At 72.7% G+C, this 25,718-nt stretch carries 25 protein-coding genes and 1 riboswitch; of the genes, 4 read left to right on the top strand and 21 right to left on the bottom strand.

Translation table 11 applies throughout. The features are described from left to right. Window positions 1-39: 39 nt before the first annotated feature. From K4G59_RS20330 to dacB, 13 genes are all read right to left on the bottom strand, one after another. A complete protein-coding gene (locus tag K4G59_RS20330) occupies window positions 40-1,131 on the bottom strand; it encodes a GNAT family N-acetyltransferase (RefSeq protein ID WP_231248694.1) in 1,092 nt (363 codons plus the stop codon). 192 nt (window positions 1,132-1,323) lie between these two features. Continuing rightward, the gene (locus tag K4G59_RS01370; protein WP_231248693.1) at window positions 1,324-1,941 is read right to left on the bottom strand and encodes a hypothetical protein; all 618 of its coding nucleotides are present in this window, start codon (window positions 1,939-1,941) and stop codon (window positions 1,324-1,326) included. 9 nt (window positions 1,942-1,950) lie between these two features. Further along, entirely contained in the window at window positions 1,951-2,445 is a 495-nt protein-coding gene (locus K4G59_RS01365) for a DUF3180 domain-containing protein (protein ID WP_231248692.1), read from the bottom strand. Continuing rightward, the gene (folK, locus tag K4G59_RS01360; protein WP_231248691.1) at window positions 2,442-3,011 is read right to left on the bottom strand and encodes a 2-amino-4-hydroxy-6-hydroxymethyldihydropteridine diphosphokinase; all 570 of its coding nucleotides are present in this window, start codon (window positions 3,009-3,011) and stop codon (window positions 2,442-2,444) included. The genes K4G59_RS01365 and folK overlap by 4 nt, the downstream gene beginning before the upstream one ends. Next, a complete protein-coding gene (folB, locus tag K4G59_RS01355) occupies window positions 3,004-3,417 on the bottom strand; it encodes a dihydroneopterin aldolase (RefSeq protein WP_231248690.1) in 414 nt (137 codons plus the stop codon). Before folB ends, folK begins: the two co-directional genes overlap by 8 nt. Beyond that, on the bottom strand, window positions 3,414-4,259 hold the full coding sequence (gene folP / locus K4G59_RS01350; protein ID WP_231249254.1) for a dihydropteroate synthase: 846 nt from the start codon (window positions 4,257-4,259) through the stop codon (window positions 3,414-3,416). The genes folB and folP overlap by 4 nt, the downstream gene beginning before the upstream one ends. 32 nt (window positions 4,260-4,291) lie before the next feature. Then, entirely contained in the window at window positions 4,292-4,912 is a 621-nt protein-coding gene (gene folE / locus K4G59_RS01345) for a GTP cyclohydrolase I FolE (RefSeq protein WP_231248689.1), read from the bottom strand. Then, complete coding sequence (gene ftsH / locus K4G59_RS01340) at window positions 4,909-6,972, bottom strand: ATP-dependent zinc metalloprotease FtsH (protein WP_372461781.1); 2,064 nt, start codon at window positions 6,970-6,972, stop codon at window positions 4,909-4,911. The genes folE and ftsH overlap by 4 nt, the downstream gene beginning before the upstream one ends. Window positions 6,973-7,074: 102 nt before the next feature. Next, a complete protein-coding gene (hpt, locus tag K4G59_RS01335; RefSeq protein WP_207083793.1) occupies window positions 7,075-7,626 on the bottom strand; it encodes a hypoxanthine phosphoribosyltransferase in 552 nt (183 codons plus the stop codon). A 136-nt stretch (window positions 7,627-7,762) separates the two neighbouring features. After that, entirely contained in the window at window positions 7,763-8,698 is a 936-nt protein-coding gene (locus K4G59_RS01330) for a DUF559 domain-containing protein (protein ID WP_231248687.1), read from the bottom strand. Window positions 8,699-8,874: 176 nt separating this feature from the next. Next, the gene (tilS, locus tag K4G59_RS01325; protein WP_231248686.1) at window positions 8,875-9,849 is read right to left on the bottom strand and encodes a tRNA lysidine(34) synthetase TilS; all 975 of its coding nucleotides are present in this window, start codon (window positions 9,847-9,849) and stop codon (window positions 8,875-8,877) included. Beyond that, window positions 9,846-10,862 (bottom strand): Rv3626c family coenzyme F420 biosynthesis-associated protein, encoded by a 1,017-nt coding sequence (locus tag K4G59_RS01320; protein WP_231248685.1) that lies wholly within the window; start codon window positions 10,860-10,862, stop codon window positions 9,846-9,848. The genes tilS and K4G59_RS01320 overlap by 4 nt, the downstream gene beginning before the upstream one ends. A 9-nt stretch (window positions 10,863-10,871) precedes the next feature. Beyond that, complete coding sequence (dacB, locus tag K4G59_RS01315) at window positions 10,872-12,353, bottom strand: D-alanyl-D-alanine carboxypeptidase/D-alanyl-D-alanine endopeptidase (RefSeq protein ID WP_231248684.1); 1,482 nt, start codon at window positions 12,351-12,353, stop codon at window positions 10,872-10,874. A gap of 129 nt (window positions 12,354-12,482) precedes the next feature. On the opposite strand from dacB, the gene K4G59_RS01310 reads away from it, so the two are divergent. Further along, window positions 12,483-13,019: an inorganic diphosphatase gene (locus tag K4G59_RS01310; RefSeq protein WP_231249253.1), complete on the top strand. Its 537-nt coding sequence runs from the start codon at window positions 12,483-12,485 to the stop codon at window positions 13,017-13,019. Window positions 13,020-13,429: 410 nt separating this feature from the next. Here the strand turns inward: K4G59_RS01310 and K4G59_RS01305 are convergent, their stop codons facing one another. From K4G59_RS01305 to K4G59_RS01295, 3 genes are read right to left on the bottom strand one after another with little or no spacing between them, the layout of a single operon-like run. Continuing rightward, window positions 13,430-14,005 carry a hypothetical protein gene (locus K4G59_RS01305; protein WP_231248683.1) on the bottom strand — a complete coding sequence of 192 codons (576 nt, stop codon included), beginning with the start codon at window positions 14,003-14,005 and terminating at the stop codon, window positions 13,430-13,432. Between the two features lie 7 nt (window positions 14,006-14,012). Then, window positions 14,013-14,678, bottom strand: coding sequence for a class I SAM-dependent methyltransferase (locus K4G59_RS01300; RefSeq protein WP_231248682.1), 666 nt, complete (start codon window positions 14,676-14,678; stop codon window positions 14,013-14,015). A 1-nt stretch (window position 14,679) separates the two neighbouring features. Then, a complete protein-coding gene (locus K4G59_RS01295; protein ID WP_231248681.1) occupies window positions 14,680-16,740 on the bottom strand; it encodes an acyl-CoA dehydrogenase family protein in 2,061 nt (686 codons plus the stop codon). 36 nt (window positions 16,741-16,776) lie between these two features. On the opposite strand from K4G59_RS01295, the gene K4G59_RS01290 reads away from it, so the two are divergent. Beyond that, complete coding sequence (locus K4G59_RS01290; RefSeq protein WP_231248680.1) at window positions 16,777-17,652, top strand: sulfotransferase domain-containing protein; 876 nt, start codon at window positions 16,777-16,779, stop codon at window positions 17,650-17,652. Between the two features lie 21 nt (window positions 17,653-17,673). Here the strand turns inward: K4G59_RS01290 and K4G59_RS20325 are convergent, their stop codons facing one another. From K4G59_RS20325 to K4G59_RS01265, 5 genes are all read right to left on the bottom strand, one after another. After that, window positions 17,674-19,110 carry a C40 family peptidase gene (locus tag K4G59_RS20325; RefSeq protein WP_231248679.1) on the bottom strand — a complete coding sequence of 479 codons (1,437 nt, stop codon included), beginning with the start codon at window positions 19,108-19,110 and terminating at the stop codon, window positions 17,674-17,676. A 331-nt stretch (window positions 19,111-19,441) separates the two neighbouring features. Further along, on the bottom strand, window positions 19,442-20,488 hold the full coding sequence (locus K4G59_RS01280; RefSeq protein ID WP_231248678.1) for a phosphatase PAP2 family protein: 1,047 nt from the start codon (window positions 20,486-20,488) through the stop codon (window positions 19,442-19,444). A 21-nt stretch (window positions 20,489-20,509) separates the two neighbouring features. After that, window positions 20,510-21,493 carry an ABC transporter ATP-binding protein gene (locus tag K4G59_RS01275; RefSeq protein ID WP_231248677.1) on the bottom strand — a complete coding sequence of 328 codons (984 nt, stop codon included), beginning with the start codon at window positions 21,491-21,493 and terminating at the stop codon, window positions 20,510-20,512. Window positions 21,494-21,513: 20 nt separating this feature from the next. Further along, window positions 21,514-23,148: an ABC transporter permease gene (locus tag K4G59_RS01270; protein ID WP_231248676.1), complete on the bottom strand. Its 1,635-nt coding sequence runs from the start codon at window positions 23,146-23,148 to the stop codon at window positions 21,514-21,516. Next, window positions 23,145-24,242, bottom strand: coding sequence for a thiamine ABC transporter substrate-binding protein (locus K4G59_RS01265; RefSeq protein WP_231248675.1), 1,098 nt, complete (start codon window positions 24,240-24,242; stop codon window positions 23,145-23,147). Before K4G59_RS01265 ends, K4G59_RS01270 begins: the two co-directional genes overlap by 4 nt. After that, window positions 24,232-24,341: riboswitch (TPP riboswitch) on the bottom strand. (Overlaps the previous gene by 11 nt.) 40 nt (window positions 24,342-24,381) lie before the next feature. On the opposite strand from K4G59_RS01265, the gene K4G59_RS01260 reads away from it, so the two are divergent. Together K4G59_RS01260 and K4G59_RS01255 are read left to right on the top strand one after the other, a co-directional pair. Continuing rightward, window positions 24,382-25,281: an alpha/beta hydrolase gene (locus K4G59_RS01260; RefSeq protein ID WP_231248674.1), complete on the top strand. Its 900-nt coding sequence runs from the start codon at window positions 24,382-24,384 to the stop codon at window positions 25,279-25,281. After that, entirely contained in the window at window positions 25,278-25,715 is a 438-nt protein-coding gene (locus tag K4G59_RS01255; RefSeq protein WP_231248673.1) for a GNAT family N-acetyltransferase, read from the top strand. The genes K4G59_RS01260 and K4G59_RS01255 overlap by 4 nt, the downstream gene beginning before the upstream one ends. Window positions 25,716-25,718 lie beyond the last annotated feature (3 nt).

Raw genomic sequence — 25,718 nt, 5'->3', positions numbered from 1 at the left:
ACCTGGCCGGATCCACGCAGGGCGCTCGTTCCTCACGCCCTACGTGACCGGCACATCCCGGTGCCAGGACTCGGTGACGTACTTCGTCCCCCAGCCCATCGAGGTGTAGAGCCCGTCGGCACCGGTCGGTGAGTCGGCGTCCACCTCGAGGCCGACGCGGTCGCGGCCGCGGGACGCGGCGTCGGCGATGATCGTGCGGAGCAGACCGGTGGCCACGCCGCGTCCGCGCGCGGACTCCAGGACGCCGAGGTAGGAGACGTACGACCCGTCGGGGCCGGTGTCGGACTCGCTCACCGTGCCGACGAGGGCGCCCGCCGGCTCGGGGTCGCCGTCGCCGTCGGTGATCTCGGCCAGCCACCAGTGGTCCCAGCGGTGGCCGGGGTCCTCGCGCACGCGGTGGATGAACTCCTGGAAGGTCTCCTCGGCGGAGTTGAAGTGGTCGGTGAACGCTCCCTCGAGCACCTGGTGCACCGCGCGGAGGTCGGCCACGTCGGGCATGCTGCCGGGGCCGCCCTCGCGCTCGACGAGGCGGAAGACCACGCCCTTGCGCTCCCACCGGGCCGGGTCGGGCACCAGCTCGGCCTCCGCGGCCTCCACGGAGCGGCTCATCTGCCACCACGTGCGTACGCGCTCGAAGCCGGCGGCGGCGAGCCACTCGTGCTGGCGCTCGTCGTCGGCGAAGGCACCGGTGTCGATCTGCTGCACGGCCAGGCCGCGCGCGGCACCCACCGCGCGCGCCTGCGCCTCGGCCCACTCGAAGAGCACGTCGCTGCAGCGTCCGGCCAGGCGCTCGTCGACCTCGCGGTCGACGATGTGGACGAAGAGCATCCGGCCCTCGGCGCGGTCGTGCACGCTGCCCCAGGCACGGATCAGGCCGTCGGCGTCACGGACGACGAGGTTCTCGCGCATGGCCAGACCGTGCTCGGACACCTCGACGCGGACCTCGTCCTCGCCCGAGCCGGCCCAGCCGCGTCCGGCACGCTCGTGACCGCGCAGCAGCTCCGCCAGGCGGGCGACCGTGGCGGGGTCGGAGCCGTCCGGCGCCTCGGCCGTCCAGCCCTCGGGAAGCCCCGGGTCCTCGGGCAGCGCGTCGTCGGGGTCGCTCTCGAACCGGTTGTCCTCGGGGATCACGAGCGCCATTGTTCCGTACTCCACGAACTGGCGGCCGTCGGGCGCAGCGGTGAGTGGTACATGTTCGGACGGCAGAGAACCTGCCTCACCCACCGCGCACCCGGCATCAGCTCGGGCGGTGGTGCGTGGAGCAGGTTCTCGGCGCTGGAAAGATGTCTCACTCACCGCCCCGGGGGAACCGGGGCGAGGTGGTCAGGCGCTGCGGTGGTTGCGGCGCGCGGCAGCGGCGCGCAGCGAGTCGAGCTCGGCGCGCACGACGTCGATCTCGGCCTCGAGCTCGGCGATGATGACGATCGCCTCGGCCGCACGGGTCTCGGCCTCGTCGCGACCGCGCTCGGCGGCCTCGCGGCCGGCGTCGGCAGCGTCGGCACGACGAGCCTCCTGGCCGCGCTTGAGGGTCTGCTCGGCGGCGTTCTTCTGCGCCGACGACAGGGCCCGCTCGAGCACGTCGATGGCCTCCTCGCGCTCGAGGATCTTGCGGCGCATGTCGGCGGCGAACACCGCGGACTCGGCCGTACGCCGCTCGGTGAGGGCGCGGTACTCCTGGGCCTGCTCGGCACGCTCACGCGCGGCGTCGCGACGGGCCTGCATCACCTCGGAGTGCGTGATGCGGGTCGCGGCGGCACCGAGGACCACGGCGAGGACAGCAGCGACGGCGGTGAGGCCGGCCGACGACGACGCGAGGGCGCCGAGGACGATCGCGGCGGAGACGGCGAGCAGGGCCACGGCCACGACCAGGCGCGTGCTGCGCTGGCGGCGACGAGCCGGGGTGCGGGACGCCTGTGACTGCTGAGGCTGCTGGGAGGACATGGCGCCAGACTAGGGCCGCGGTCGGCCCCCGTCGGTGCGACACGCACGCTCCAGCACCAGCGAGGCGAGCATCACGCCCGCCGCGCCGAGCGCGGCGACGACCGAGCGGACGATCCAGCGGTCCGCCAGCGCGGACTCGTCGCCCAACCAGCTGATGGCGTAGCCGACGTAGCCGGCGGTCACGAGCGCGCCCGCCAGCGCGCAGGCCCGGGCCAGGACGAGCCGGTTCACCGAGCGGTGCGGCTCGAGGCGCTCGCCTCGCACCTGCACGGTCTGCCAGGTCTGCCAGGCGACGAACGACATGATCGCGGCCACCAGCACCAGAGCCAGGGCCTGCACCCACGAGACCAGGGGCGGTCGTCCCACGAGCCGGTCCATGAGCGGGTGCAGTCCCCACCCCGCGACGAGGCCGACGACCGCGAGGGTCGTCAGCGCGCCCGCCGAGGTGGGGTGCAGGGTGCCGCGCGGCTCCGGGCGCTCCTCCTCGGGCTCGGGGTCCCTCACCCGACCTCGAGCGCGAGGTCCTCGCGCCTGCGCACCCCGGTGACGTCGGTGGTGTCGAGGAGATCGGCGATCGGCCCCCGCTCGGGGAACACGGCGTCGGGCTCGAGGTCGTGCCACGGCTGAAGCACGAAGGCGCGCTCGTGGGCGCGCGGGTGCGGCAGGCGCAGGAAGTCCTCGTTGGAGCGGCGGTCGCCGACCACGATGAGGTCGACGTCGAGGGTGCGGGGCGCGTTGCGGACCTCGCCCCGCTCGCGCTCGAAGGCGTCCTCGATCGCCAGCGCGCGCTCCATCAGGCGGCGGGCGGGCAGCGTGGTGTCGGCCAGGAGCACGGCGTTGAGGTAGGGGCCGGAGCCCTCGGGAGCGTCCACCGGGTCGGTCTCGTAGACCGGGGAGACGCCGGTGACGAAGAAGTCAGGGGTGTCGGCGAGCGCCTCGACCGCACCCTGCAGCGTGGCCATCCGCTCCCCGAGGTTGGATCCGAGAGCCACCACCACCCGCCGGATCGGGTGCATCTCTCCGGTGAGGGAGTCGGTGTCCACGATGTTGGGGTTGGGGGTCTCAGTCATGAGCGTTGCCTCGCGTTCTGGTGATCGTCAGCGCGACGTCCGAGTACGTCGCGTCGATGGGTGCATCAGGTTTGTGGAGCGTGACTCGCGCCCATTCAACACGAGGGTCCAACAGGCACACATCGGCGATGCGTTGCGCGACGGTTTCTATCAGGTCGACCGGGTCGCGCTCCACTGCGGCCTTCACGTCCATGGTGAGGGAGCCGTAGTTCACGGTGTCCTCGAGGTCGTCGGAGGCGGCCGCCGCCCGGGTGTCGATGCCGAGGACGAGGTCGACGACGAAGACCTGGCCCTCGCGCTTCTCGAAGTCGAAGACACCGTGGTGGGCGAAGCACTCGATTCCTGTGATCGAGAGCTGATCCTGGGGAGGGCGCCCTGCGCCCGTCCCGATGGGCTCGTCGGTCATCCTTCGTCCTTCTTCCGGTGGGCCGGCAGGTGGGGCTCGTCCTCGTGGCGTACGCCCATCGCGGCCGCCACGGCCAGCGCGTCACGCGTGGCGCGTACGTCGTGCACGCGCAGCACGTCGACGCTGCGACCGGCCAGCACGGCGACCAGCGCGGCGTGGGCGTGCTCGCGGTCCTCGACCGGGCGGGCGACGCCGTCGGTGGCCAGCAGGGCACCGAGGAACGACTTGCGGCTCGCGCCGACGAGCAGCGGGCAGCCGAGGGCGGCCAGCTGGTCGAGGTTCTCCAGCAGCTCCCAGTTGTGGTGGGGCTCCTTGGCGAAGCCCAGCCCGGGGTCCAGGACGATCCGCTCGCGCGCGATGCCGGCGGCCTCGGCCGCGGACAGGCGCTCGGTGAGCTCACGGCGCACGGACGCCACGACGCCGTCCGGGGAGTAGTCGGTGAAGTCCCGCATCCGGTCGGCGTGGGCGCGCCAGTGCATCGCGACGTAGGTCGCGCCGGCCGCCGCGACGACGTCGAGGATCCGCGGGTCGGCCAGGCCGCCGGAGACGTCGTTGACGATGGCTGCTCCCGCCCCGAGCGCCGCCTCGGCGACCTCGGCGCGCATCGTGTCGACCGAGACGACCGCCCCGCCACCGGCGAGCTCACGGATCACCGGGACGACCCGGTCGAGCTCCTCGGCCACCAGCGGACGGGTCGCACCGGGCCGCGTGGACTCGCCCCCGATGTCGAGCAGGTCGGCACCGTCGGCGAGCAGCGCGCGTCCGTGGGCCACGGCCCGCTCGGTGGTGTCGTAGCGACCGCCGTCGGAGAAGGAGTCGGGGGTGACGTTGACGATCCCCATCACCCGGGGGGCGTGGCGGACGGCGCCCTCGGTCACCTGGTGCCTGAGTGGATCAGCGCCATCGCCTCGGCGCGCGTCGCCTGGTGGGTGAGGAACGCGCCGCGGACCGCGGAGGTGATGGTGCGGGCACCGGCCTTCTTGACGCCGCGCATCGTCATGCAGAGGTGCTCGGCCTCGATCACCACGATGACGCCGCGCGCCTCGAGGATCTCCATGAGGGAGTCGGCGACCTGCGTGGTGAGCCGCTCCTGCACCTGCGGGCGCTTGGCGTAGACGTCGACGAGGCGCGCGAGCTTCGACAGACCGGTGATCTTGCCGGTCTCGGAAGGGATGTAGCCGACGTGCGCCACGCCGGTGAACGGCACGAGGTGGTGCTCGCACATCGACCACAGCTCGATGTCGCGCACGAGCACCATCTCCTCGTGGCCGAGGTCGAAGGTGGTGGTGAGCACGTCCTCCGCGGTCTGGCGCAGGCCCTGCGTCAGCTCGGCGTACGCCCGGGCGACGCGGGCCGGGGTCTCGAGCAGGCCCTCACGTTCGGGGTCCTCCCCGATCGCGTGGAGCAGCTCGCGCACGGCGGCTTCCGCGCGCTCGTGGTCGAAGTCCGGGACGTCCTCGGGCGCACGCTCCGGGACGGTGACCGGGTCGGTCATCGTGCCTCCGGGGACGGCGGCGTCGGCGTGTCCGGGCCCAGCCCGGGGCCACCGTGGACGTCGCCACCGGCGCCCGGCGGGGTCAGGATCGCACCGGCACGGGTCTCGTGCTCCTGGGCGGAGGCGTCGGCGTTGACCCGGTCGCGGATCGCCTGGGGGATGTCGACCGGCGGGATCGTCGACGGCAGCCGTTCCGGCGAGCCGGTCCATGCGGGACGGGCGGGCCGGCGGGTCAGCGCCTCGAAGATCTCGGCGATCTCGGCCTTGTCGAGGGTCTCCTTGTCGAGCAGGGCGAGCACCAGCGCGTCGAGGACGTCACGGTTGGTCTCGAGGATCTCGAAGGCCTCCTGGTGGGCGTGGCCGAGCAGCGCCTTGACCTCTCCGTCGACCGCCGCGGCCGTCTCCTCGGAGTAGTTGCGCGTGTGGCCCATGTCGCGGCCCAGGAAGGGCTCGGAGTTGCTGTCGCCGAGCTTGACCGCGCCGAGGCGCTCGGTCATGCCGTACTGGGTCACCATCGCGCGGGCCAGGTTGGTGGCCTTCTCGATGTCGTTGCCGGCACCGGAGGTGACGTCGTGGAAGATCAGCGCCTCCGCGGCCATCCCGCCGAGCATGTAGGCGAGGGAGTCGAGCATCTCGCTGCGGGTCTGGGAGTACTTGTCGCGGTCGGGCAGCACCATCGTGTAGCCCAGCGCGCGACCGCGCGGCAGGATCGTGACCTTGTGCACCGGGTCGGTGCCGGGCAGTGCCGCGGCGACCAGGGCGTGGCCGCCCTCGTGGTAGGCGGTGATGAGCTTCTCGCGCTCGCTCATCAGGCGCGTACGCCGCTGCGGGCCGGCGATGACGCGGTCGATCGCCTCGTCGAGCGCCTCGTCGGTGATCAGCTTCTCGTTGGTGCGCGCGGTGAGCAGCGCGGCCTCGTTGAGCACGTTGGCCAGGTCTGCGCCGGTGAAGCCGGGCGTGCGCCGCGCGATGCTGAGCAGGTCGATGTCCTGCGCGATCGGCTTGCCGCGCGAGTGCACCTTGAGGATCTGGTGGCGTCCGTTGAGGTCGGGCGCGTCGACCTGGATCTGGCGGTCGAAGCGGCCCGGGCGCAGGAGCGCGGGGTCGAGCACGTCGGGGCGGTTCGTGGCTGCGATGAGGATGACCCCGCCGCGCACGTCGAAGCCGTCCATCTCGACGAGCAGCTGGTTGAGGGTCTGCTCGCGCTCGTCGTGGCCGCCGCCCATGCCGGCGCCGCGGTGGCGACCGACGGCGTCGATCTCGTCGATGAAGACGATGGCCGGCGCGTTCTCCTTGGCCTGCTCGAACAGGTCGCGCACGCGGGAGGCGCCGACGCCGACGAACATCTCGACGAAGTCCGATCCGGAGATCGAGTAGAACGGGGTGCCCGCCTCGCCGGCGACCGCGCGCGCCAGCAGCGTCTTGCCGGTTCCGGGAGGGCCGTAGAGCAGGACGCCCTTGGGGATCTTGGCGCCGACCGCCTGGAACTTCGCCGGGTCGGTGAGGAACTCCTTGATCTCGCCGAGCTCCTCGATCGCCTCCTCGCAGCCCGCGACGTCGCTGAAGGTCGTCTTCGGCATGTCCTTGGTGATCAGCTTGGCCTTGGACTTCGCGAACTGCATCACGCCGCGCCCGCCACCGCCCTGGGCCTGGTTCATCAAGAAGATGAAGAGCAGGATGATCAGCGCGAAGGGCAGCAGGGTCGCCAGCAGCGAGCCGAGGAAGCTCGGCTGGGGGACGGTCGAGTTGTAGGAGTCGATCGTGCCCGCGGCCTTCTGCTCCCGCACGGCCGCGAGGAGCTCCTCCTGCTCGCCGTCGACGTACTGCGCGACGACCTTGTCGCCGGCGTCGCGGGTGCCGGCGTCGAGCGTGGCCTGGATCTCGAAGTCGGCGCCGTTGAACTCGATCTCCTCGACCGAGCCCTCGTCGATGTAGGAGGCCAGGGTCGAGGTGTCGACCTCGTCGTAGCCGTCACTGGGCGCGAGGAACTGGATCGCCAGCAGCACCGCGAAGGCGGACAGGACGATCCACAGCCAGGGACCCTTGAATATGCGCTTCACAGGCAACTTTCACCGGTTCGGAGTTGGTGGGGCGACGCTACAGGCCGCTCGGGCGCCCATTGTTTCAGGCAGGGTGAAGCCGGGCGCCCGCGCGCGACCCGCTCAGGAGTAGACGTGGGGTGCGAGGGTGCCGATGTCACGCAGGTTGCGGTAGCGCTCGCGGTAGTCGAGGCCGTAGCCGACGACGAACTCGTTGGGGATGTCCCAGCCGACGTACTTCGGCTCCACCGGCATCGACAGCGCCTCCGGCTTGCGCAGGAGAGTGGCGATCTCGACGCTGGCCGGGTTGCGGCTGGAGAGGTTGTTGACCAGCCAGCTCAGCGTGAGGCCGGTGTCGATGATCTCGTCGACGATCAGCACGTCGCGACCGCTGATGTCGGTGTCGAGGTCCTTGAGGATCCGCACGACGCCGCTGGACTTGGTGCCGGAGCCGTAGGAGCTGACCGCCATCCAGTCCATCTCCAGGTGACCGGGCATCGCTCGCGCGAGGTCGGCCATCACCATCACCGCGCCACGCAGCACACCGACCACGAGCAGGTCGCGACCGGCGTAGTCGTCGGTGATCTGGAGGGCCATCTCCCCCAGCCTCTGCTGGATCTGGGCCTCGGTGAAGAGGACGTTGACCAGGTCGTGCTCCACGTGGGACGAGTCCATGGACGCAGCCTAGGGCGCTGGTCCGGGTGCGCGGTCCCCACCCGATGCATTTCCACTCGTGCGCGCGGAAGTTCAGGCCCCGGATCACCCTTCCGCGCTCGACCGACGATGCACTTCCACCCGTACGCGCGGAAGTTCAGGCCGCCTCCCGCCCCGGGAAGTGCGGGCGCCAGTCCGGGCTCGGCCGCTCGGGCAGTCCCTCGAGGCCGCGCGCGCGAAGCAGGCCGTGCACGCGCTCGACCGTCCGTCCGGGGTCGACGTAGACGCCCGACGCGACGACCACGAGGATCCGCCATCCCTCGTCGTCGATCTCCTCGCGCCGCGCGAGGTCGGACTCCCACTGCTCGATCCGCTCCACGTGGTGGCGACCGTCGTACTCCACGATCACGCGCACCTCCGGCCAGCTCAGGTCGAATCGCCGCACCGGTTGGCCGTCGACGTCGTGCACGCTCATGTTGACGCGGGGCTCGGGGATGCCGGCGAGCACGAGCAGCATCCGCAGGCGCGACTCCATCGGCGAGTCGACGCGGGCGCGGACGTGGCTCGCCGCCCTGCGAGCGAGGGCGCCCGCGCGCCCGGGAGCGTCCCGCGCCGCGCGTCGGAGGTCCGCGACGCGTACGCCGTGGCGACGCACCATCCAGTCGCCGGCGACGACGAGCTCGACGAGCGCGAGCTCCTCCGCGAGCTCGACGAAGAGGTCGGTGAGGACGGACACCCGCACCCCCCGGCGTACGACCACCGCGGCGTCGGGTCGGTGGTGGCTGGTGACGCCCGCGCGTCGCAGGCGTTGACCGTCCTCGGGCACGCTGACGTGCTCCCCGGGACGGGTCTTCACCGGCACGCCCCAGACGCGGGCTGCCGACGCATGGCTGGCGTGCGCGTCGTCGAAGAAGCAGGCGAGAGCGGCCTTGACCCGCAGCAGGGCGGAGTCGGGGACGTCCGCGTCGACGATCACTCCGTGCAGGAGGCGCCGGAAGGCCGGGGAGTCGACCACCGAACGCGGCAGGCCCGCCTGGAGCGCCCGGAACCGGGGAAACGGCTGGCGCCGGTCGAAGGGGCGGTTGCGGTGCATCGATCCAGCGTGCCCACGAACGAGCAGGGACGGCGTACGTCATCCACAGGCACCACCGCGGTCCCGGCAATGGACTTCCACTCACAGGAGCGGAAGTCCAGGCGGTCGAGGGGCTGTCCACGCTCGACCGGCGAAGGACTTCCACTCGAGCGAGTGGAAATCCAGCGTCGCCGGACTCAGGGACGCTCGAAGGCCAGGATCCCGTCACGTCGCAGCGCACGCAGCGGGCCCGGGAGGTCGATCCACTTCTGCCCGCGCCAGCCGGTGAGGAGCGCGTCGACGGACAGGACGTGGTCGCGATTGAGCTCCGAGGCCGGGGCGCCCGCGTCGAGGGCGGCACGGTGGACGACCCGGTGGCGGATCGCCGGCGGTTCGGCGGCGAGGACGTCCACGTCGAGGCCGACGTCGCGGCGCACCCGCTCCAGCGCAGCGCTCGCGAGGTCGTCGAGGAGGGCCGTGTCCTCCCGCAGCCGGTCGGCCGTGCGCGCCAGCGCCGACGCGACCCCCGGGCCGAGCTCGGACTCGAGGACCGGCAGCACCCGCTCGCGCACCCGGACCCGGGTGTAGCCCGGGTCGTGGTTGTGCGGGTCGTCCCAGACGTCGAGGCCCTCGACCTGGCAGGCGGTGACGGTGTCGTCACGGCGTACGCCGAGCAGCGGACGCACGAAGACCCCGAAGCCGGGCCGCATGCCCTGCAGCGAGCGTCCGCCCGAGCCGCGGGCCAGGCCGAGCAGCACCGTCTCGGCCTGGTCGTCCAGGGTGTGCCCGAGCAGCACCGCCCGCGCGCCGAAGTGCTCGGCGACCTGCTCGAGGACGGCGTACCTCGCCTCCCGGGCGGCGGCCTCCGGTCCTGTCCCGCCCCCGGTGTCGACCCGCACGCGTGCGGTCAGCGTCTCGTCGACGCCCATCGCCGCGAGCTGGGCGACCACGCGCTCGGCCTGGGCATCCGAGCCGGGCTGGAGGCCGTGGTCGACCGTGGCGCCGACGACGCGCAGCGCCCGCTTGTGGCCCTCGAAGACCGCGGCCGATGCGAGCGCGAGCGAGTCCGCGCCACCGCTGCACGCCACGACCACGACGTCACCGGGAGCGAGGACCGACAGGGCGCGTCGGACCGGGAGCCGGACCGCCGCGATCGACGGGTGGAGCGTCACAGCACGCGGGCGACCCACGCGTCGGGGTCGGTGATCTCGGCCTTGGACGGCAGCGTCTCCGGACCGGTCCACACAGCGTTGAACTGCTCCATGCCGACCTTGTCGACGACGTGGCGCACGAAGACCGCACCGTCGCGGTACTGCGCCATCTTTGCGTCGAGGCCCAGGAGCCGGCGCAACAGCTTGTCGAGGCTGCCGGCGCCCTTGCGGCGCTGGTTGAACTTCGTGCGGATCTCGGCGACGGACGGGATCACCGACGGACCGACGCCGTCCATCACCACGTCGGCGTGGCCCTCGAGGAGCGACATCACCCCGGTGACCCGGTCGAGGATCTCCTTCTGCTCCGGCGAGGAGACGAGGTCGAGCACGCTGCCGTTGCCGCTGCGGATCGACTCCGCGCCACGGCGCAGGCCCTCGAGCAGGGCGCTCGGCTCGATGGTGTCGGCCACCGCGTGCATCTGGGCGAGCAGGTGGTCGCCCAGCCACGGGTTCGCGGTGAACTGCACGCGGTGGGTCTCCTCGTGCAGGCACACCCACAGCCGGAAGTCGGTGGGGTCGGCGGACAGCTCGCGCTCGATGTGGACGATGTTGGGCGCCACCAGCAGCAGGCGGCCGTGCGGAGCGAAGAACGGGTCGAACTGGCCCAGCACCTTCGAGCCGAGGAAGCCGAGCATCAGCCCCACCTCGGCGCCGGTCACGCGGGATCCGATGGCCTCGGCGATCGCCGACGGCGGGCCCTTCTTCTCGGTCAGCTTGTCGACGATGGGCGCGAGGATCGTGGCGAACCCGTCGGCGTTGGCCCGCAGCCAGCCGGCGCGGTCGACCACGAGCACCGGGGCGGTGGCAGCGGCGGCGTGGAGGCCGGTGAACTCGCGCACCAGCGGCGTGGAGCGCGCCGCGCCCTCGCGCAGCTCCAGCACGGCGGCAGCAGCCTCCTCGGCGCTGACCTCGGGCCCGGGGCCCGCCACCCTCGACCCCACGGTCACGGCGAAGTCCCAGTCGACGAGGTTCATTCCTCGACCCTAGCCGGGGGTGCGCGAGCAGCGGCAGGTCGCGAGCGAGCCCGCCGCCCGGTCGAGCGCGTCCTGTGCGTCGTACCGGTCCTCCGGCGCCACCTTGTCGGCGGCGAGGACGAAGGCGAGCGGCACGCCGTCGCGGTCGACCGCGATCCCGGCGAGTGCATGGACACCGGTGAGGGTGCCGGTCTTGGCCCGCACCAGGCCGCGGGCGAGGGCGGGGCCCTCGTCGAAGCGGTAGGTCAGCGAGCCGGTGAACCCAGCGACCGGCAGGCCCGTGACGAGGGTGCGCAGCGGCTCCCCCTCGTCGCCGGCGGCCCGCTGGAGCAGGCCGAGGACCGTCGAGGTGGAGATCCGGTTGCGGCGCGAGAGGCCCGAGCCGTCGTACACCTCGTCGCCGGACACGTCGATGCCGAGCCCGGCGAGCGTCGCCAGCACCCCGGCGGCTCCCGCCTCGAACGAGCCCGTGCCGGACGTGGCGATGCCGACGTGGTGCGCCAGGACCTCGGCGCCCTCGTTGTCGCTGACGTCGAGGACCCGCTCGGCGACCTGGGCCAGCGGCGCGCCCTCGACGACGGCCAGCTGCTCCGCCCCGGGGCGTACGACGTCGCGGCGGGGCTCGCCGACCACCCGGAGGCCGGCGGCGCCGAGGGCGTCGGCGAACGCGTCGGCGGCGGCCAGGGAGGGGTCGTCGGAGCGCGAGAGCCCGTCGGGCGCCACGCCGCCGTCGACCATGAGAGCGGTGATCGGGCTGACGATGTCGTCGGGGACGTAGTCGCGGCGCCACGCGGGGTTGTCGGTGGGGCCGGTGAAGAGGGTGTCGTCGTAGCGCACCCGCACCCGCCCGCCCCCGCCGAGCGCGTCCGCGGCCTCGAGGGCCAAGGTGGCGACGTCGGCACGGGCGGGATACGCCGTCGCGGCCTCCGCGACGGTCAAGGGCTCGCTCGCCAGCAGCGGGTCTCCCCCACCGACCAGCACCACCTCGCGGGGCGCGTCGCCGCGCACGACGCGGGTGGTGAAGGTGTGGTCGGGGCCGAGGGTCTCCAGCGCTGCGCCGACGGTGAGCAGCTTGGTGGTCGAGGCGGGCAGGAACCGTCCGTCCCCCGAGGTCCAGGCCTCGGCCCCGGGGTCGAGCGAGGACACCGCGCCGACCACGTGCCGGCCGAGGTCGGGGTCGGCCAGGTCGGCGCCCAGCGCGGCGGCGACGCGGTCCGGCACGACTGCTGCTGTGCCGTCGACCGCGGTGGGGGCGGTCGGCGGGGACCACTCGGGGAGCTCGAGCCCCGCCGGGAGCAGCACCTGCTCGGGCTCGGTCGCCGGGTCGGCGGCCAGCCACGGCAGGTAGCGCTGGCCCCACTCGAAGCGGTAGGCGGCCAGGCCGCTGGCGAGCAGCGCGACGACGAGCAGCGGCGGCAGCCAGTTGCGGACGAACCCGCCGGAGTGGCGTACGTCACGTCCTCGACGTTTCGACCCTCTCGCTTCGCGCATCAGGCCCATTGTGCGCGACACTGCCCCCAGACAACGCGTCGGGTGAGTGCCGGACGCGACGGGGGCTCGACCCGGGCCCGACCATGAACTGGGCCCGAAGGCGTGCCGGAGAGTGTGGAGGAAGACGTGCTGACGTTCGACGTGCTGGTGGAGATCCCCAAGGGTGAGCGCAACAAGTACGAGGTCGACCACGAGACCGGGCGCATCCGCCTGGACCGCATGCTCTTCACCTCGACCGCCTACCCGGCCGACTACGGCTTCATCGAGAACACCCTCGGCCAGGACGGCGACCCGCTCGACGCGCTGGTGATCCTGCAGTCGCCGACCTTCCCGGGCTGCCTCATCGAGTGCCGCGCGATCGGCATGTTCCGCATGACCGACGAGGCCGGCGGCGACGACAAGGTCCTGTGCGTGCCCGCGCACGACCCGCGTCTGGAGCACCTGCGCGACATCAACCACGTCTCCAAGTACGACCGCCTCGAGATCCAGCACTTCTTCGAGGTCTACAAGGACCTCGAGCCCGGCAAGTCCGTCGAGGGCGCTGACTGGGTCGGCCGCGTCGAGGCCGAGGAGGAGGTCCACGCCTCCTTCGAGCGCTTCAAGACCGAGGGCCACGGCAACGACCTCGACAACATCGCCGACGAGGACCTCGGCGAGGACGCCTGAGCACAGCTCCGGCGCCTTGTAACGCCGGGGACCCGTTGAGCCACACCGGCTCGAGCTCGAGCGCGGCGGGCGTGACACCGGCGAGGAAGCGGAGCACCTCGTCGCGACCGCGGATCGGGTTGAGAGCCGATCACCCCCGCGCTCGCCATCTCGGCGTACGCCTTGAGGTGGGGGTCGAGCGCCGACCAGCGCGCGACCTTCTGCTCGAAGCCGAAGACGGCGCGCATCACCGGCCTGTGGTGCCACGGGACGCGGGCGTTGTCGGGCACCTCGCCCCACATCCCGCCGCGCCACACGCGTCATGAGCGCTCCGTAGGCGCCGTCGAGGCGGGCCGGGGGATCCGGAACTGGCTGGGCATGTCATCTCCTGGGGTGGACCGGACGTGGACGACATGGAGACATCGGCCGGCTCAGAGCTGTGACAGGAAGGCGTGGACGGCCCGCGCCACCTCGAGGTGGACCTCGGCTGTGCGCACGGCGTCGGTCGTGGCCATCGCGTGGTCGGCGTCGGGGACCTCCAGCACCGCACAGCCGTTGTCGCCGAGCTCGCGCGCGATCGCCGCGTCCCAGAACTCGTCGCCCAACCCACCGACGAGCAGCTGCCGGCCGGGGTTGGCAGCGACGGCCTCGGCCACGGCCGGGTCGACGAGCAGCGGGGTGAACCAGATGGCGTCGAGCCCGCGCTCGGCGGCGTACGACGCGGCGCGGGTGCCGAGCGACTTGCCGACCACCAAGACGTGGTCGGCGTCCTCGCCCGCGAGCGCTGCCTCGACGTGGCGGCGCACCCAGGGCTCCGGCTCCTCCTCGCCCCGGGTGGTGGAGTCCCACCACAGCTGCCGGACGGTGAACCCGTGCTGCAGCAGCGCGATCCGGCCGAAGTCGAGCAGCGGCGCGGACGGCGCGTAGGCACGTCCGGGCGCGACGAGGGCCAGTCCGCGGCTCGTGCCGGCGGGCTCCCACCGGGTGGGCAGTCCTCCGAACGTCATGGCCCGATCATGCCGCGCGGACGGCGCGGAAGTAGCCCAGCGCACCGTGGAGCGCGAGCTCGACCTCCTCGCAACCGGCCTCGCGCAGCCAGCGGCGCGCCTCGACCGAGGTGCACATCGGCCCCAGGACGCCGGCCCGGGTGCCCGCGATGCGCAGTGGCACCCAGCGGGGACCTGTGTCGGCGAAGAGCGAGCTGCCCGTCAGTGCCGCTCCGGTCGCCAGCACACGCACCAACTCCCCGATCGCGCGTCGCGGGTCGGGGAAGCAGTGGAGGCCGGTGAAGGACACGACGAGGTCGAAGGTGGCGTCGTCGAAGGGCAGGTCGCCGACGTCGGCCACCGCAGGGCTGACCTGGTCGGCCACGCCGAGCCGCCTCGCGGCGGCGCTCGCCCGGGCGAGCATGGTGGTGGAGATGTCGGCGGCGACGACCTCGACCCCCTGGCCGGGGCGCACGCCGCGCAGCGCGACACCGGACCCGGTCGGCACGTCGAGGACGCGGGAGCCCGCGGGCAGCGTGCCGATCTCGGCGGCGGCCTCGTGGAGGAGCGTGAGGTCGCTGCCCATCCCGGCGCGCCAGGCGGCGCGACCGAGCGGACCGGAGTCGACGAGCCGGGGGTAGGCGTAGGACCACAGCGGGTCCTCGCTCCAGCCGCCGAGACCCGGGATCCTCACCTCACTCGCCCCAGGCGAGCAGCTCCGGGCTGCGGAGCATCTCCTCGGGGACGCCGAACGCGTCGACCAGGTCGACGGCGAGCGGGCGGACCTTGCGGCACAGCGCGCTGACCTCCCGGCTGATGGCCTTGGAACGGGTGCTGGACAACCGTCCGTGCTCCATGAACCAGGCCCGGTCGGCCTCGATCGTGGTCAGCGCGTGCAGGTCGCACAGCAGGTTGAGCGCGACCTTGAGGTCACCGTCGGGCAACGACGCCGTCCTGGCGATGAAGGCCTCGAGCACGAGGCGCTCGGTGTGGGCGCGCGCCGCGGCGATGACGTGGTCCTGCACGCGCGAGAACACCGCGCCGGGGTCCATCCCTTGGTCGACGCCGCGCTTGAGGCGCCGGGCGACGCCGCCGATCATGTGCTCCTCGCGGAAGCGCAGCATGGCCAGCTGGTAGTTGGGGTCGAGCAGTCCGGCTTCCTGGTCCCACGTGTCGCCGCCGGGCAGCAGGTCGCGCACCGACTGCACCAGCTTGTGGACCGCGGTGCGCTCGACGACGGTCTCCACGGCCAGCCCGGCCACGAAGCGGGCCATGCCGAGCTGGTCCATGTCCTCGAACTCGCCGGCGTAGTCGGTGAGCAGGCCCTTGGCGACGAGCTGGAGCAGCACGTGGTTGTCGCCCTCGAAGGTGGTGAAGACGTCGGTGTCGGCCTTGAGCGCGGCGAAGCGGTTCTCGCTGAGGTAGCCCGCGCCGCCGCACGCCTCACGGCACTCCTGGATCGTGCGGGTCGCGTGCCAGGTGCCCAACGCCTTGGTGCCAGCCGCGCGCGACTCCAGCATCCGGCGCGCGTGCTCGTCGCTGCCCTCCTCACCTGCGCCGGGGCCGGAGAAGACCTCGTGCAGCTGTGCGGCGACGACCTCCTGCGCGAAGTGGAGGGCGTACGTCCGTGCGATGAGTGGCAGCAGCCGGCGCTGGTGCATGCCGTAGTCGAGGAGCACCTGCTCCTCGTCGGGCGAGACCGCCTCGAACTGCCGGCGCCGCACGGCGGAGCGGGTGGCGATGGTGAGCGCCACCTTGGCGGCGTTGATGCCCGCGCCGCCGACGCACACCCGGCCCTGCACGAGGGTCCCGAGCATGGTGAAGAAGCGCTTGTTGGGGTTGTCGATCGGCGAGAGGTAGCGGCCCTCGGGGGTCACCTCGGCGAACTGGTTGAGCAGCGCGGTGCGCGGCACGCGGACGCCGTCGAACCAGAGCCGGCCGTTGTCGACGCCGTTGAGTCCCATCTTCGGCCCGCAGTCCTCGATGCGTACGCCTTCCAGCACCCGTCCACCGTCGCGGATCGGGACGACGAAGGCGTGCACGCCGTGGCGCTCGCCCGCCACCTCGAGCTGCGCGAAGACGACGGCGAGCTCGGCGTGGGCGGCCGCGTTGCCGATGTAGTCCTTGCGGCTCGCGTCGTCAGGGGTCGTGATGACGAACTCCTCCGCCCCGACGTCGTACGTCGCGACCGTGCCGAGCGCCTGCACGTTGGAGCCGTGACCGGTCTCGGTCATCGCGAAGCAGCCCATGGTGCGTCCGGTGACGAGGTCGGCGAGGTGGGCGTCGTGGTGGGTCTTCGTGCCGAGCTGGAGGATCGCGCCGCCGAAGAGACCGAACTGCACGCCGACCTTCACCAGCACCGACAGGTCGCCGTAGGCGAGGGTCTCGAAGGCGGCGACAGAGGCGCCGATGTCACCGCCGCCGCCGTACTCCTGCGGGAAGCCCATCCCGGTCTGGCCCGTCCCGGCCATCATCACCACGACGTCCTTGACGCGCTCGCGGAAGTCCGCGGTGCTCATCTGTTCCTCGTCGAGGAGGACCTGCGCGTGCTCAGCGAGGTTGGTGCGCACCAGGTCGCGGACCTCGCGGTAGCGGCCGTCGAGCAGGGCGCGCAGTGCGTCGACGTCGACGTCCGGCTGGCGGTAGCCACGGTCGTCGGCGTGGACGGCGTCGTCCTCGACCCGGTCCGGGGCCGCAGCGTCGGGCACAGGTGTGGGCATCTCGTCGGCGATCGGCGGGACCTGCTCGGTGGCCATACCGCCCAAAGTAGTCCGGACGGTAGGTTCTCCGCGATGAACGTGTCCGATGCCACCCCCCCGGGCGACCCGCTGGGCGTGATGGCCTACAACTTCGCCGTCGTCGGCGTGCAGAAGGGCGGTACGTCGACGCTCGCGGTGACGCTCAACCAGCACCCGCTCGTGTGCCAGGCACCCGACAAGGAGCGGCACTACTTCGACGACGAGACCGTGGACTGGTCGTCGCCGGACTACGCCACCGACTACACCGCCCCGCGTCGCGCGCGGGTGCACCGCCTGCTCGGCGACGCCAGCCCCACCTACCTCTACTGGCCGCACGCACTGGAGCGGATGCGTGCCTACAACCCCGACATGCCACTGGTCGCCGTGTTCCGCGACCCGCTGGAGCGGCTGTTCTCGCACTGGGTGATGCTGCGCTCGCGCAACCTCGCGTGGCCCGACTGGCCGGACTTCCTCACCGAGTGGCCGCACACCTCCCTGCCCGACGCGGTGCCCGACGACGTACGCACGATGCGGTGGCGGCACATGACCGGCCTGGCGCGCGGTTTCTACGGCGAGCAGCTCCAGCGGGGCTTCGAGCTGTTCGGGCGCCAGCAGTGGCTGCTGCTGGAGATGCGCTCGATGCTCGGCGACTTCGAGGCGACGGTGCACCGCACGACCGACTTCCTCGACCTGCCGCGCTTCGAGCGGGTGCCGCCGCTGAAGAACTGGCACGCCGGCGCCGGGCAGGTGCCCGGCACCGCGCCGACCGCCGACGACCTGGCCCGGTTGGCCGAGGTCTACGCCAAGGATCTCGCGCTCTTCGAGGAGCTCTCCGGCATCGACACCTCGCCGTGGCCGACGCGCCGCGTCCTCGACGGCGACCTCGACCCCGGCGAGCTGGCCGCCAGGTTCGCTCGCAAGGTCACGTAGGCCGCGCGCCCCTCCCCACGATCAGGGGCGCGCGAAGAAGGTGGGCGCCCGCCAGTAGTACATCGACTCCTGGCTGACGTCGCGCCCGGTACGGGGCGCGTGGATGATCTGCCCGTCGCCGACGTAGAGGGCGACGTGGTAGATCGAGCTCGGGTTGCTCGAGGAGCCCCAGAACACGAGGTCGCCGGGCGCGAGCTGGGCGGCGGTGATGCGCGTCGACTGGGTGTACTGCGCGACGGAGTAGTGCGGCAGCGAGACGCCGCCGGTGGCCCACGCAGCCGAGGTGAGCCCCGAGCAGTCCCAGGCATCCGGGCCGGCGGCGCCGTAGCGGTAGGGCTCGCCGACCTGGGCCCGGGCGAAGGCGATCGCGGCGTCAGCGCCGGTGCTCGGGGTGGGGGGCGTCGGCGTGGGCGGTGTCGGAGTGGGAGTGGGCGTGGGCGCCGGGGTGGGCGTCGGGGTGGGCGTGGCCGTCGGGGTGGACGTCGGCGTCGGGGTGGGCGTGGGCGTCGGGGTGGGCATGGCCATCGGGGTGGGCGTGGCCATCGGGGTGGGCGTGGCCGTCGGGGTGGGCGTCGGCTTCGCCTCCTGCTCGCCCTCCTCCTGCTCCTGGGACTCCGCCTCCGCCTGGGCGTCCACCTCCGCCTGGGCCTGCGCGGCCGCCGCGGCAGCTGCGGCCGCAGCCTCCTCGAGCGCACTCTGGCGCTTCTCGGCCAGGCGCACGCTGATCCCCTGCAGCTCGGCGAGCTCGGCGATGAGGCCGGCCTTGGCGGAGCCGATCGCCTCCGCCTGGGCCCCTGCCTGGGCCTGCGCAGCCTCGGCCGCGTCGCGGGCCGCCGCGGCCTCGCGCTCGGCTGTCGCTGCCCGCTCGGCAGCCTGGGTGGCTGTCGTGGCGGTGACCTCCGCGACGGCGGAGGCGGCGACGAAGGCGTCGTACTGGCTGTCGAGGGCGTCGGAGGTGTGGGCGATGGTCACGGTGCGGTCGATGAGCGACTCGATGCCGTCGGCCTCCACCACAGCGGAGAGGCCCTGCACCTGCGAGGCCTCCTCGTAGGACCGCACCACCGTGTCGGCGTACAGCTGCCGCTGCGCCTCGACGTCGGCGCGCGCCGAGGTGGCGGCGGCCTCGGCCTGGCGGGCGTCCTCACGTGCCTGCTCGGCGCGCCAGCGGGCACCGTTGAACTCCTCGGAGGCCCGCGCCGCTGCGTCGCCGGCGGACTCGAGGGCGAGATCGGCGCGGATCAGGTCGGCCTGCACGGCCGCGACGTCACGCCCCTTGTCGGCCGCCGCCTGCTCGGCGCGGGCGACGTCCGCCTCGCTCGGCACCTCGCGGCCGTCGTGGTCGTCGGCGAACGCCACACCGTGGCCTCCGCCGACGGCGAGCCCGGCGACCAGCACACAGGCGCTGGCCCAGCGCGACGTCGTACGACGTCGCGCGTGGGCGAGCGGTGCGTCCGGCACGGTGGCTCCTCGGGGGTAGGGGCCCGTGCGACTTCCCCTTCGCACGGGCAACTCGAGGCACGCTAGTGAACTTTCGTCACACTGGGAACAGTTTTCCCCACTTCTTCACTTTGTTGCGGCGTGTCGCCTTGACGAACGACAGTCTTGTCATCTCGAACTACACAGCTGTCATTCGAGCAGGCTGCCGCCAACCTGTGGCTGGAGGAGGTTGTCCCCCCGAACTGGAGCCTCCACCCCGAAACTTCGGGGGTGAACCTCGGGTTTCCCCGGGTACCCGGGGATCGCGACGGCACCCGGGGATCGCGACGGGACCCGGGGATCGCGACGCCGCTCAGTCGGCGTCGACGGGGACCTGGCGGGTCGTGGAGGTCGGGTGGGACGCCAACCCGTGCCGGTCGAACTTCTGCCCGCTGGCGAGCCCGCCGAGCCAGAACGAGAAGAGCGCGATGACGACGCCGGCGAGGTCGTCGGCGATGTAGTGCCAGCCGAAGTAGAGGGTGGCCACGACGGTGATCGCGAAGTTGGCCCAGAAGACGATGTGGAGGATCCGGTTGCGCAGCGTGTACTGCACCATCAGCGCGACGAGCAGGGTGATCGCGACGTGCAGGGACGCGAAGCCCGCGACGGACTGCACCGATCCCTCGAGACCGCGGCGCAGCACACCGTCACGTCCGTAGGACAACGCCTCCATCAGCGCCGTCGACCCCGTGGGCGCGAGGTCGGTGTAGAGGTAGGAGTACTGGAAGCCGGGGCCCAGCGTCGGGAGCGCGTAGTAGGACGCGGTGCCGAGCGTCCAGGCCAGGCACTGCGAGGTGGCGAACCAGTAGCCGAAGGTGATGTTGCGCGACCACACCAGCCAGGCGGCGAGCGCCAGCGGCACGAGCGGCAGGAACCACAGGTAGATCGTGGAGAGGAAGTGCGCGGAGATCCCGGTGCCGAAGATGGTGTGCAGGATCGTGGCCGGCTCGTTGCCGAACATCAGCGCGCGGTCGATGAGGTGCAGCTCGCGGTCGTACTTGTCCTCGCCCATGATGAAGGGCAGGAAGGACTTGAGGTTCCGGTAGCAGACGTAGGTGATGTAGAAGGACACCAGGCCGAGCACGACCAGCACGATCCGCTCGCGGTCCCAGTGGGTCCGGATCCGCTCGCGCACGATGTCGGGCATCAGCGCCGGCTTCATCCGCGAGAACCACAGCGTCCGAGGCAGCAGGTCGAGCAGGAAGGCGCCGAAGACGAGCAGCGGCAGCCGCAGCCACGACGGCCCGAGGAAGCCCTCCGGGTCCACCAGCGGCCGGTCGAGTGCGATCGAGGCCGTCAGCGCGAGCGCGCCCATGAGGGCTGCGACTCCCACGAGCAGGGCATAGGCCGGTCTGTACACGGACGTCAGTGTAGGGACGGGTCAAGGGGCGGTCGTGATCGGCAGGACCGCGAGACGTGTCACATCGACGCGCACCGGGACCTCGTCGCCGGGCGCGACGCGGCTGCCCAGCGCCGCGACGGCGTCGACGGCGCCGACGCCCTCGACCTGCACCACCAGGCGCACCTGCTCCGGGGTGACGCGCGCGGAGTCGACGCTTGCGCGCACCGGTCCGGAGTCGTCGACGACCAGCGCGGAGCGGCGTACGGCGACCGCGGGCGCCGGCGGGAGCCCGGCCGCCTGCAGCACCAGCCGGGCAGCGTGGTCGCGGAGCACCCGCGCGTAGCCGAGGAACAGCGCGGTGTCCTCGTCCAGCGGCTCGCGCCAGACCTCGTCGATGCCGCCGGACTGCACCACCCGGCCCTCACGCATCACCGCGAGCCGGTCAGCCAGCGCGAAGGCCTCCTCGTGGTCGTGCGTCACGAGCAGGGCGGTGGTGCCGGCGGCGTGCAGGATCTCGCGGAGGTCGCCGGCGAGCCGCTCGCGCAACGTCGCGTCGAGAGCCGACAACGGCTCGTCGAGCAGGATCAGGCGGGGCTCGACCGCCAGCGCCCGCGCCAGCGCCACCCGCTGGCGTTCGCCACCCGAGAGGGTGCCCGGCAGCCGGTCGCCGAAGCCGGACAGGCCGACGAGCGCGAGCAGCTCCTCCACCCGCGCCGCGACCTGTGCGGACGGCGTACGCCGCAGCCGCAGCGCGTAGGCGACGTTGCGCGCGACGCTCAGGTGGGCGAAGAGCTGGCCGTCCTGGAACATCAGCGCGAATCCGCGCTTGTGGGTCGGCGTGCCGGCCAGGTCGGTGCCGTCGAAGGAGATCGAGCCGGCCGACAACGGCTCGAGGCCGGCCACCGTCCGCAGCAGGGTCGACTTCCCGCAGCCGGACGGCCCCAGCACGGCCAGCACCTGCCCCGGAGCGAGATCGAGCGTGACGTCGTCGACCGCGACGGCCTCGCCGTAGCGGACGGTCACGTCCTGGAGCCTCAACACCATCAGAACGCTCCCACACCCGGCACCCGGAGCCGCTCGACGGCCAGCATCACCACGGCCGTGGCGACGGCGAGCACGACGGAGGCGGCGAGCGCCATGCCGTAGTTCATCTCCCCGGGGTGGCCGATCAGCCGGAAGATCACGACGGGCAGCGTCGGGTTCTCGTCGCGGGCGAGGAAGGACGTCGCACCGAACTCGCCCAGCGAGGCGGCGAAGGCGAAGCCGCTCGCAGCCAGCATCGGCTTCCACGCCACCGGCAGGTCGACGGTCAGCAGGGTGCGCCACGCCGACGCGCCGAGGGAGGCTGCGGCCTGGCGCTGGCGGTCGTCGATGCCACCGAGGACCGGGGTCAGGGTGCGCACGACGAGGGGCAGCGCCACGAGCGCCTGGGCCATCGGCACCAGGAGCGGCGAGTCGCGCAGGTCGAGCGGCGGCTGGTCGAGGGTGATGAGGAAGCCGAAGCCGAGCGTCACCGCGCTCACCCCGAGCGGCAGCATGAAGAAGCCGTCGAGGCTCGAGCGCACCCGGCGCTCGACGACCGAGTGCGAGCGCCGGGTCACGATGACGGAGACCAGCACGCCGACCAGCAGTGCCATCCACGTCGCGTCGACGGCCGTGCGCAGGCTGGTCGCGAGCGCCGTCGTCACCGGCACCAGCAGGGCCTGGTTGTCCCCCGCCGTCGTGAGGGCGCGGTAGTTGTCCAGCCCCCAGCCGTCGTCGACGCTGAGGGAGCCGGCCACGAGCGTGAGGATCGGCAGCAGCATCGCGCCGAGCACCAGCAGCGTGGCGACGACGACGGGCGCGTCCCCGCTTCGTACGGCCCGCACCGGGGTCACGGCACGCTGGGCCGTCGGGTCGGGGGTCGCGCGCAGCCGCGCCGCCAGCGCGAGCAGGCCCACCACCACCACGATCTGCAGCACCGACAGCGCGGCGGCCGCACGCAGGTCGAAGACCGTGGTGGTCAGCAGGTAGATCTCGGTCTCCACCGTCGCGTGGCGGACCCCGCCGAGGGTGAGCACGATGCCGAAGGCGGTCGCGCAGAAGAGGAAGACGATGCTCGCGGCGCCGACGATCGCCGGACGCAGGGCCGGCAGGGTCACGGTGCGCAGCACCTGCCGGGGGGAGGCGCCGAGGGCGGCTGCCGCCTGCGCCGGGCGGGGGTCGAGCGACTCCCACGCGACGCCGACGGTGCGCACCACGACGGCGACGTTGAAGAAGACCAGGCCGCACACGATCGCCACCGGTGTGCCGTCCAGGCCGAGGAAGCCGAGGGGGCCACCCTCCCCCAGCAGCTGGCGGAACGCGACACCCACCACCACCGTCGGGAGCACGAACGGCACCAGCAGCGCCGCACGCACCGCGGTCCGGCCGGGCAGCGCCAGCCGGTGCAGGGCGTACGCCGCCGGCAGGCCCAGGACGACCGCCAGCAGCGTCGCCGTGCCTGAGGTCCACACGGTGAACCACGCGACCCGGTGCACCCTGGGGCGGGCGAGGACCTCGAGCACCGCGCCCGGAGCGAGCCGGCCGTCGACGACGAAGCCCTCCGCGAGCATGCCGCTCACCGGCAGCACGAAGAGCACGCCGAGCACCAGCACCGGCCCGGCGGCCAGCGCGAGCAGCCCGACGATGCGCCTCAACGCGAGATGACGTCCGTCCACTCGGTCAGCCACTGCTCCCGGTTGGCCGCGATCTCCTCCGGCGACACCTCGTAGGGGTCGGTCGGCTGCGGTGCGAACTGCGCCCAGTCCGCGGGGACGGTCGCGTCGGGCATCACCGGGAAGACGTACATCGACTCCGGGAGCGCGCCCTGCACCTCGTCGGTCAGCATCCAGTCGATCAGCGCGGCAGCGCCCTCGGGGTTGTCGGCGCCGGCCAGCACGCCGGCGTACTCCACCTGGCGGAAGCAGGTGTCGAGCAGCGCGGACGTGGTGGTCTCCCCGTCGGCGACGGTGAAGGCCGGGGACGAGTCGTAGGACACCACGATCGGGCGGGTGCCGTTCTTCGAGCCGGCGGTGAAGTCGCCGTAGTAGGCGTCCTCCCAGCCGTCGACGACCTTGGCGCCGTTGGCGAGCAGGTCGGTCCAGTAGTCCTGCCAGCCGTCGCCGTGCTCGGCGACGGTGGCGAGGAAGAAGGCCATGCCCGGGCTGCTGGTCGAGGCGCCGGGCGTGACGAGCAGGTCGGCGTACGCCGGGTCGGTCAGGTCGGCGAGCGTCTGCGGGGGCTCCAGGCCCTCCTCGTCGAACCAGGCGGTGTCGACGTTGACGCACACGCTCGCGGAGTCGATCGCGACGAGGCGGTCGCTGCCGTCGGCGAGCGCGTAGTCCTCCGGCGGCGTCACCGACGTGGTGATCTCGGCGAAGGCGCCCTCGCCGAGCGGGCGGGACGCGAAGGTGTTGTCGATGCCGAAGGCGGCGTCGGCGATCGGGTTGTCGGCGGTGAGGCTGAGCTTGGTCGCGAGCGTGCCGGCGTCGCCCGCCGCGCGGACCTCGAGGGTGTAGCCGGTCTCGTCCTCGAAGGCGCGCACGAGCTTCTTCGGGAGATTGAAGGACTCGTGCGTGGCGAGGACGACGGTGCCGCCGGCCTCGCCGGTCGGGCCGGTCTGCCCCTCGGACGCGGAGGTCGACGGGTCGGTGGCCTCGCCGCCGGCGAGGCTGCAGCTGCTCAGGAGCAGCGCGGCCAGGAACGGGGTGAGGCCCGTCGTGAGGGCAGCGCGGACGGTCGGTCGGTGCATGGTGACTCCCTATCGCCGGTGCTAACCGGATCAGGTTCGTAGGGTCTGCGGCTGGTCCGCACTCTCAGCACGCCTGCGCGTGCTCCCCTGTCTTGTGGGACCACCCTATCCCCGGGGTCGCTGCCCCTACGCTCGCCCCATGCCCAGCCTCCGCCACGCCCTGCTGGCCTCTGTCATCCCGCGCCTCCGCAAGGCCGGCGACCTCGACTCCGAGCCGCTCGAGCGGGCCCGGGTCGAGGCCTGTCACCGGACCCTCGACCGGAGCCTCCCCACGCGCGGCACGCCCCGCTTCGCGCAGAGGTGGGCGGTCGAGGTCGCCGACATCGGCTTCCCCGCACACGTCCTGACCCCGCGCCTGCGCCACGTGCACCGGACGCTCTACTACGTCCACGGCGGCGCCTTCATGGCCCCGGTCGACGCGGTCCACGTGCGCTACGCCACCCGGCTCGCCGACGCGATCGGTGCCCGGGTCGTGATGCCCGACTATCCCCTCGCCCCCGAGCACACCTGGGCCGACTCGCACGACGCCCTCGTGTCGGACGCCGCTCGCTGGGCGGACGAGGAGGGCGGCATCGTGCTGGCCGGCGACTCCGCCGGCGGCGGCCTGGCGCTCGCGATGGCGCTGTCGATGCGGGACCGGGGCCTGACACCCGCGACGCACCTGGTGATGCACGCGCCGTGGGTCGACCTCACCACGTCGACGCCCGAGACCCGCGAGGTGGACGCCGTCGACCCGTGGCTGTTCTACAGCAAGCTCCAGGCGTACGCCCTGTGGTGGGCCGGCTCGGAGGCCGACCTCGGCCGCCCCGAGGTCTCCCCCGCCCTCGCCGACCTGGCGGGGCTGCCGAAGGCACTCATGCTCCACGGCACCCGCGACCTGCTCCACCCCGGCTGCCGGTTGCTGGCGCGCCGTGGCGCCGACGCCGGCTGGGACCTGACCTCGATCGAGGAGCCGGACCTCATCCACGTCTACGGCCTCCTCCCGCTCATCCCCGAGGCACGCCGCGCCTTCACCCAGGTCGTGGACTTCCTGCGATGAGCGTCCGCGTGCTGACGACCACCGTCGACGACCTCGACGCGCGGACGGCGTACGCCGTGTGGCGGCTGCGGCAGGACGTCTTCGTGGTCGAGCAGGACTGTCCCTACCCCGACCTCGACGGCCGCGACCTCGAGCCGGCGACGCGCCACGTCGTGCTGCTCGAGGACGACACGGTCCTCGGCACCCTGCGCGTGCTCGACGACGGCGGCTGGGCACGCATCGGCCGGGTGGTGGTCGCGCGGTCGGCCCGAGGTCGTGGTCTCGCCGCGATGCTGATGGACGAGGCGATGGCGCTGTGCGGTGACCGCGAGGTGCGCCTCGACGCGCAGACCCCGCTGACCGGATTCTACGCCGGCTACGGCTTCGCGGTGGCCGGGCCCGAGTTCGACGAGGACGGGATCATGCACGTGCCGATGCGTCGGGCGCGAGCATGATGG

This window comes from Nocardioides furvisabuli, from assembly GCF_021083185.1.
GTDB classification, from domain to species: Bacteria; Actinomycetota; Actinomycetes; order Propionibacteriales; family Nocardioidaceae; genus Nocardioides; species Nocardioides furvisabuli.
The sequence above is the reverse complement of the archived record's forward strand: the minus strand, read 5'-3'. Positions and strand labels throughout refer to the sequence as shown.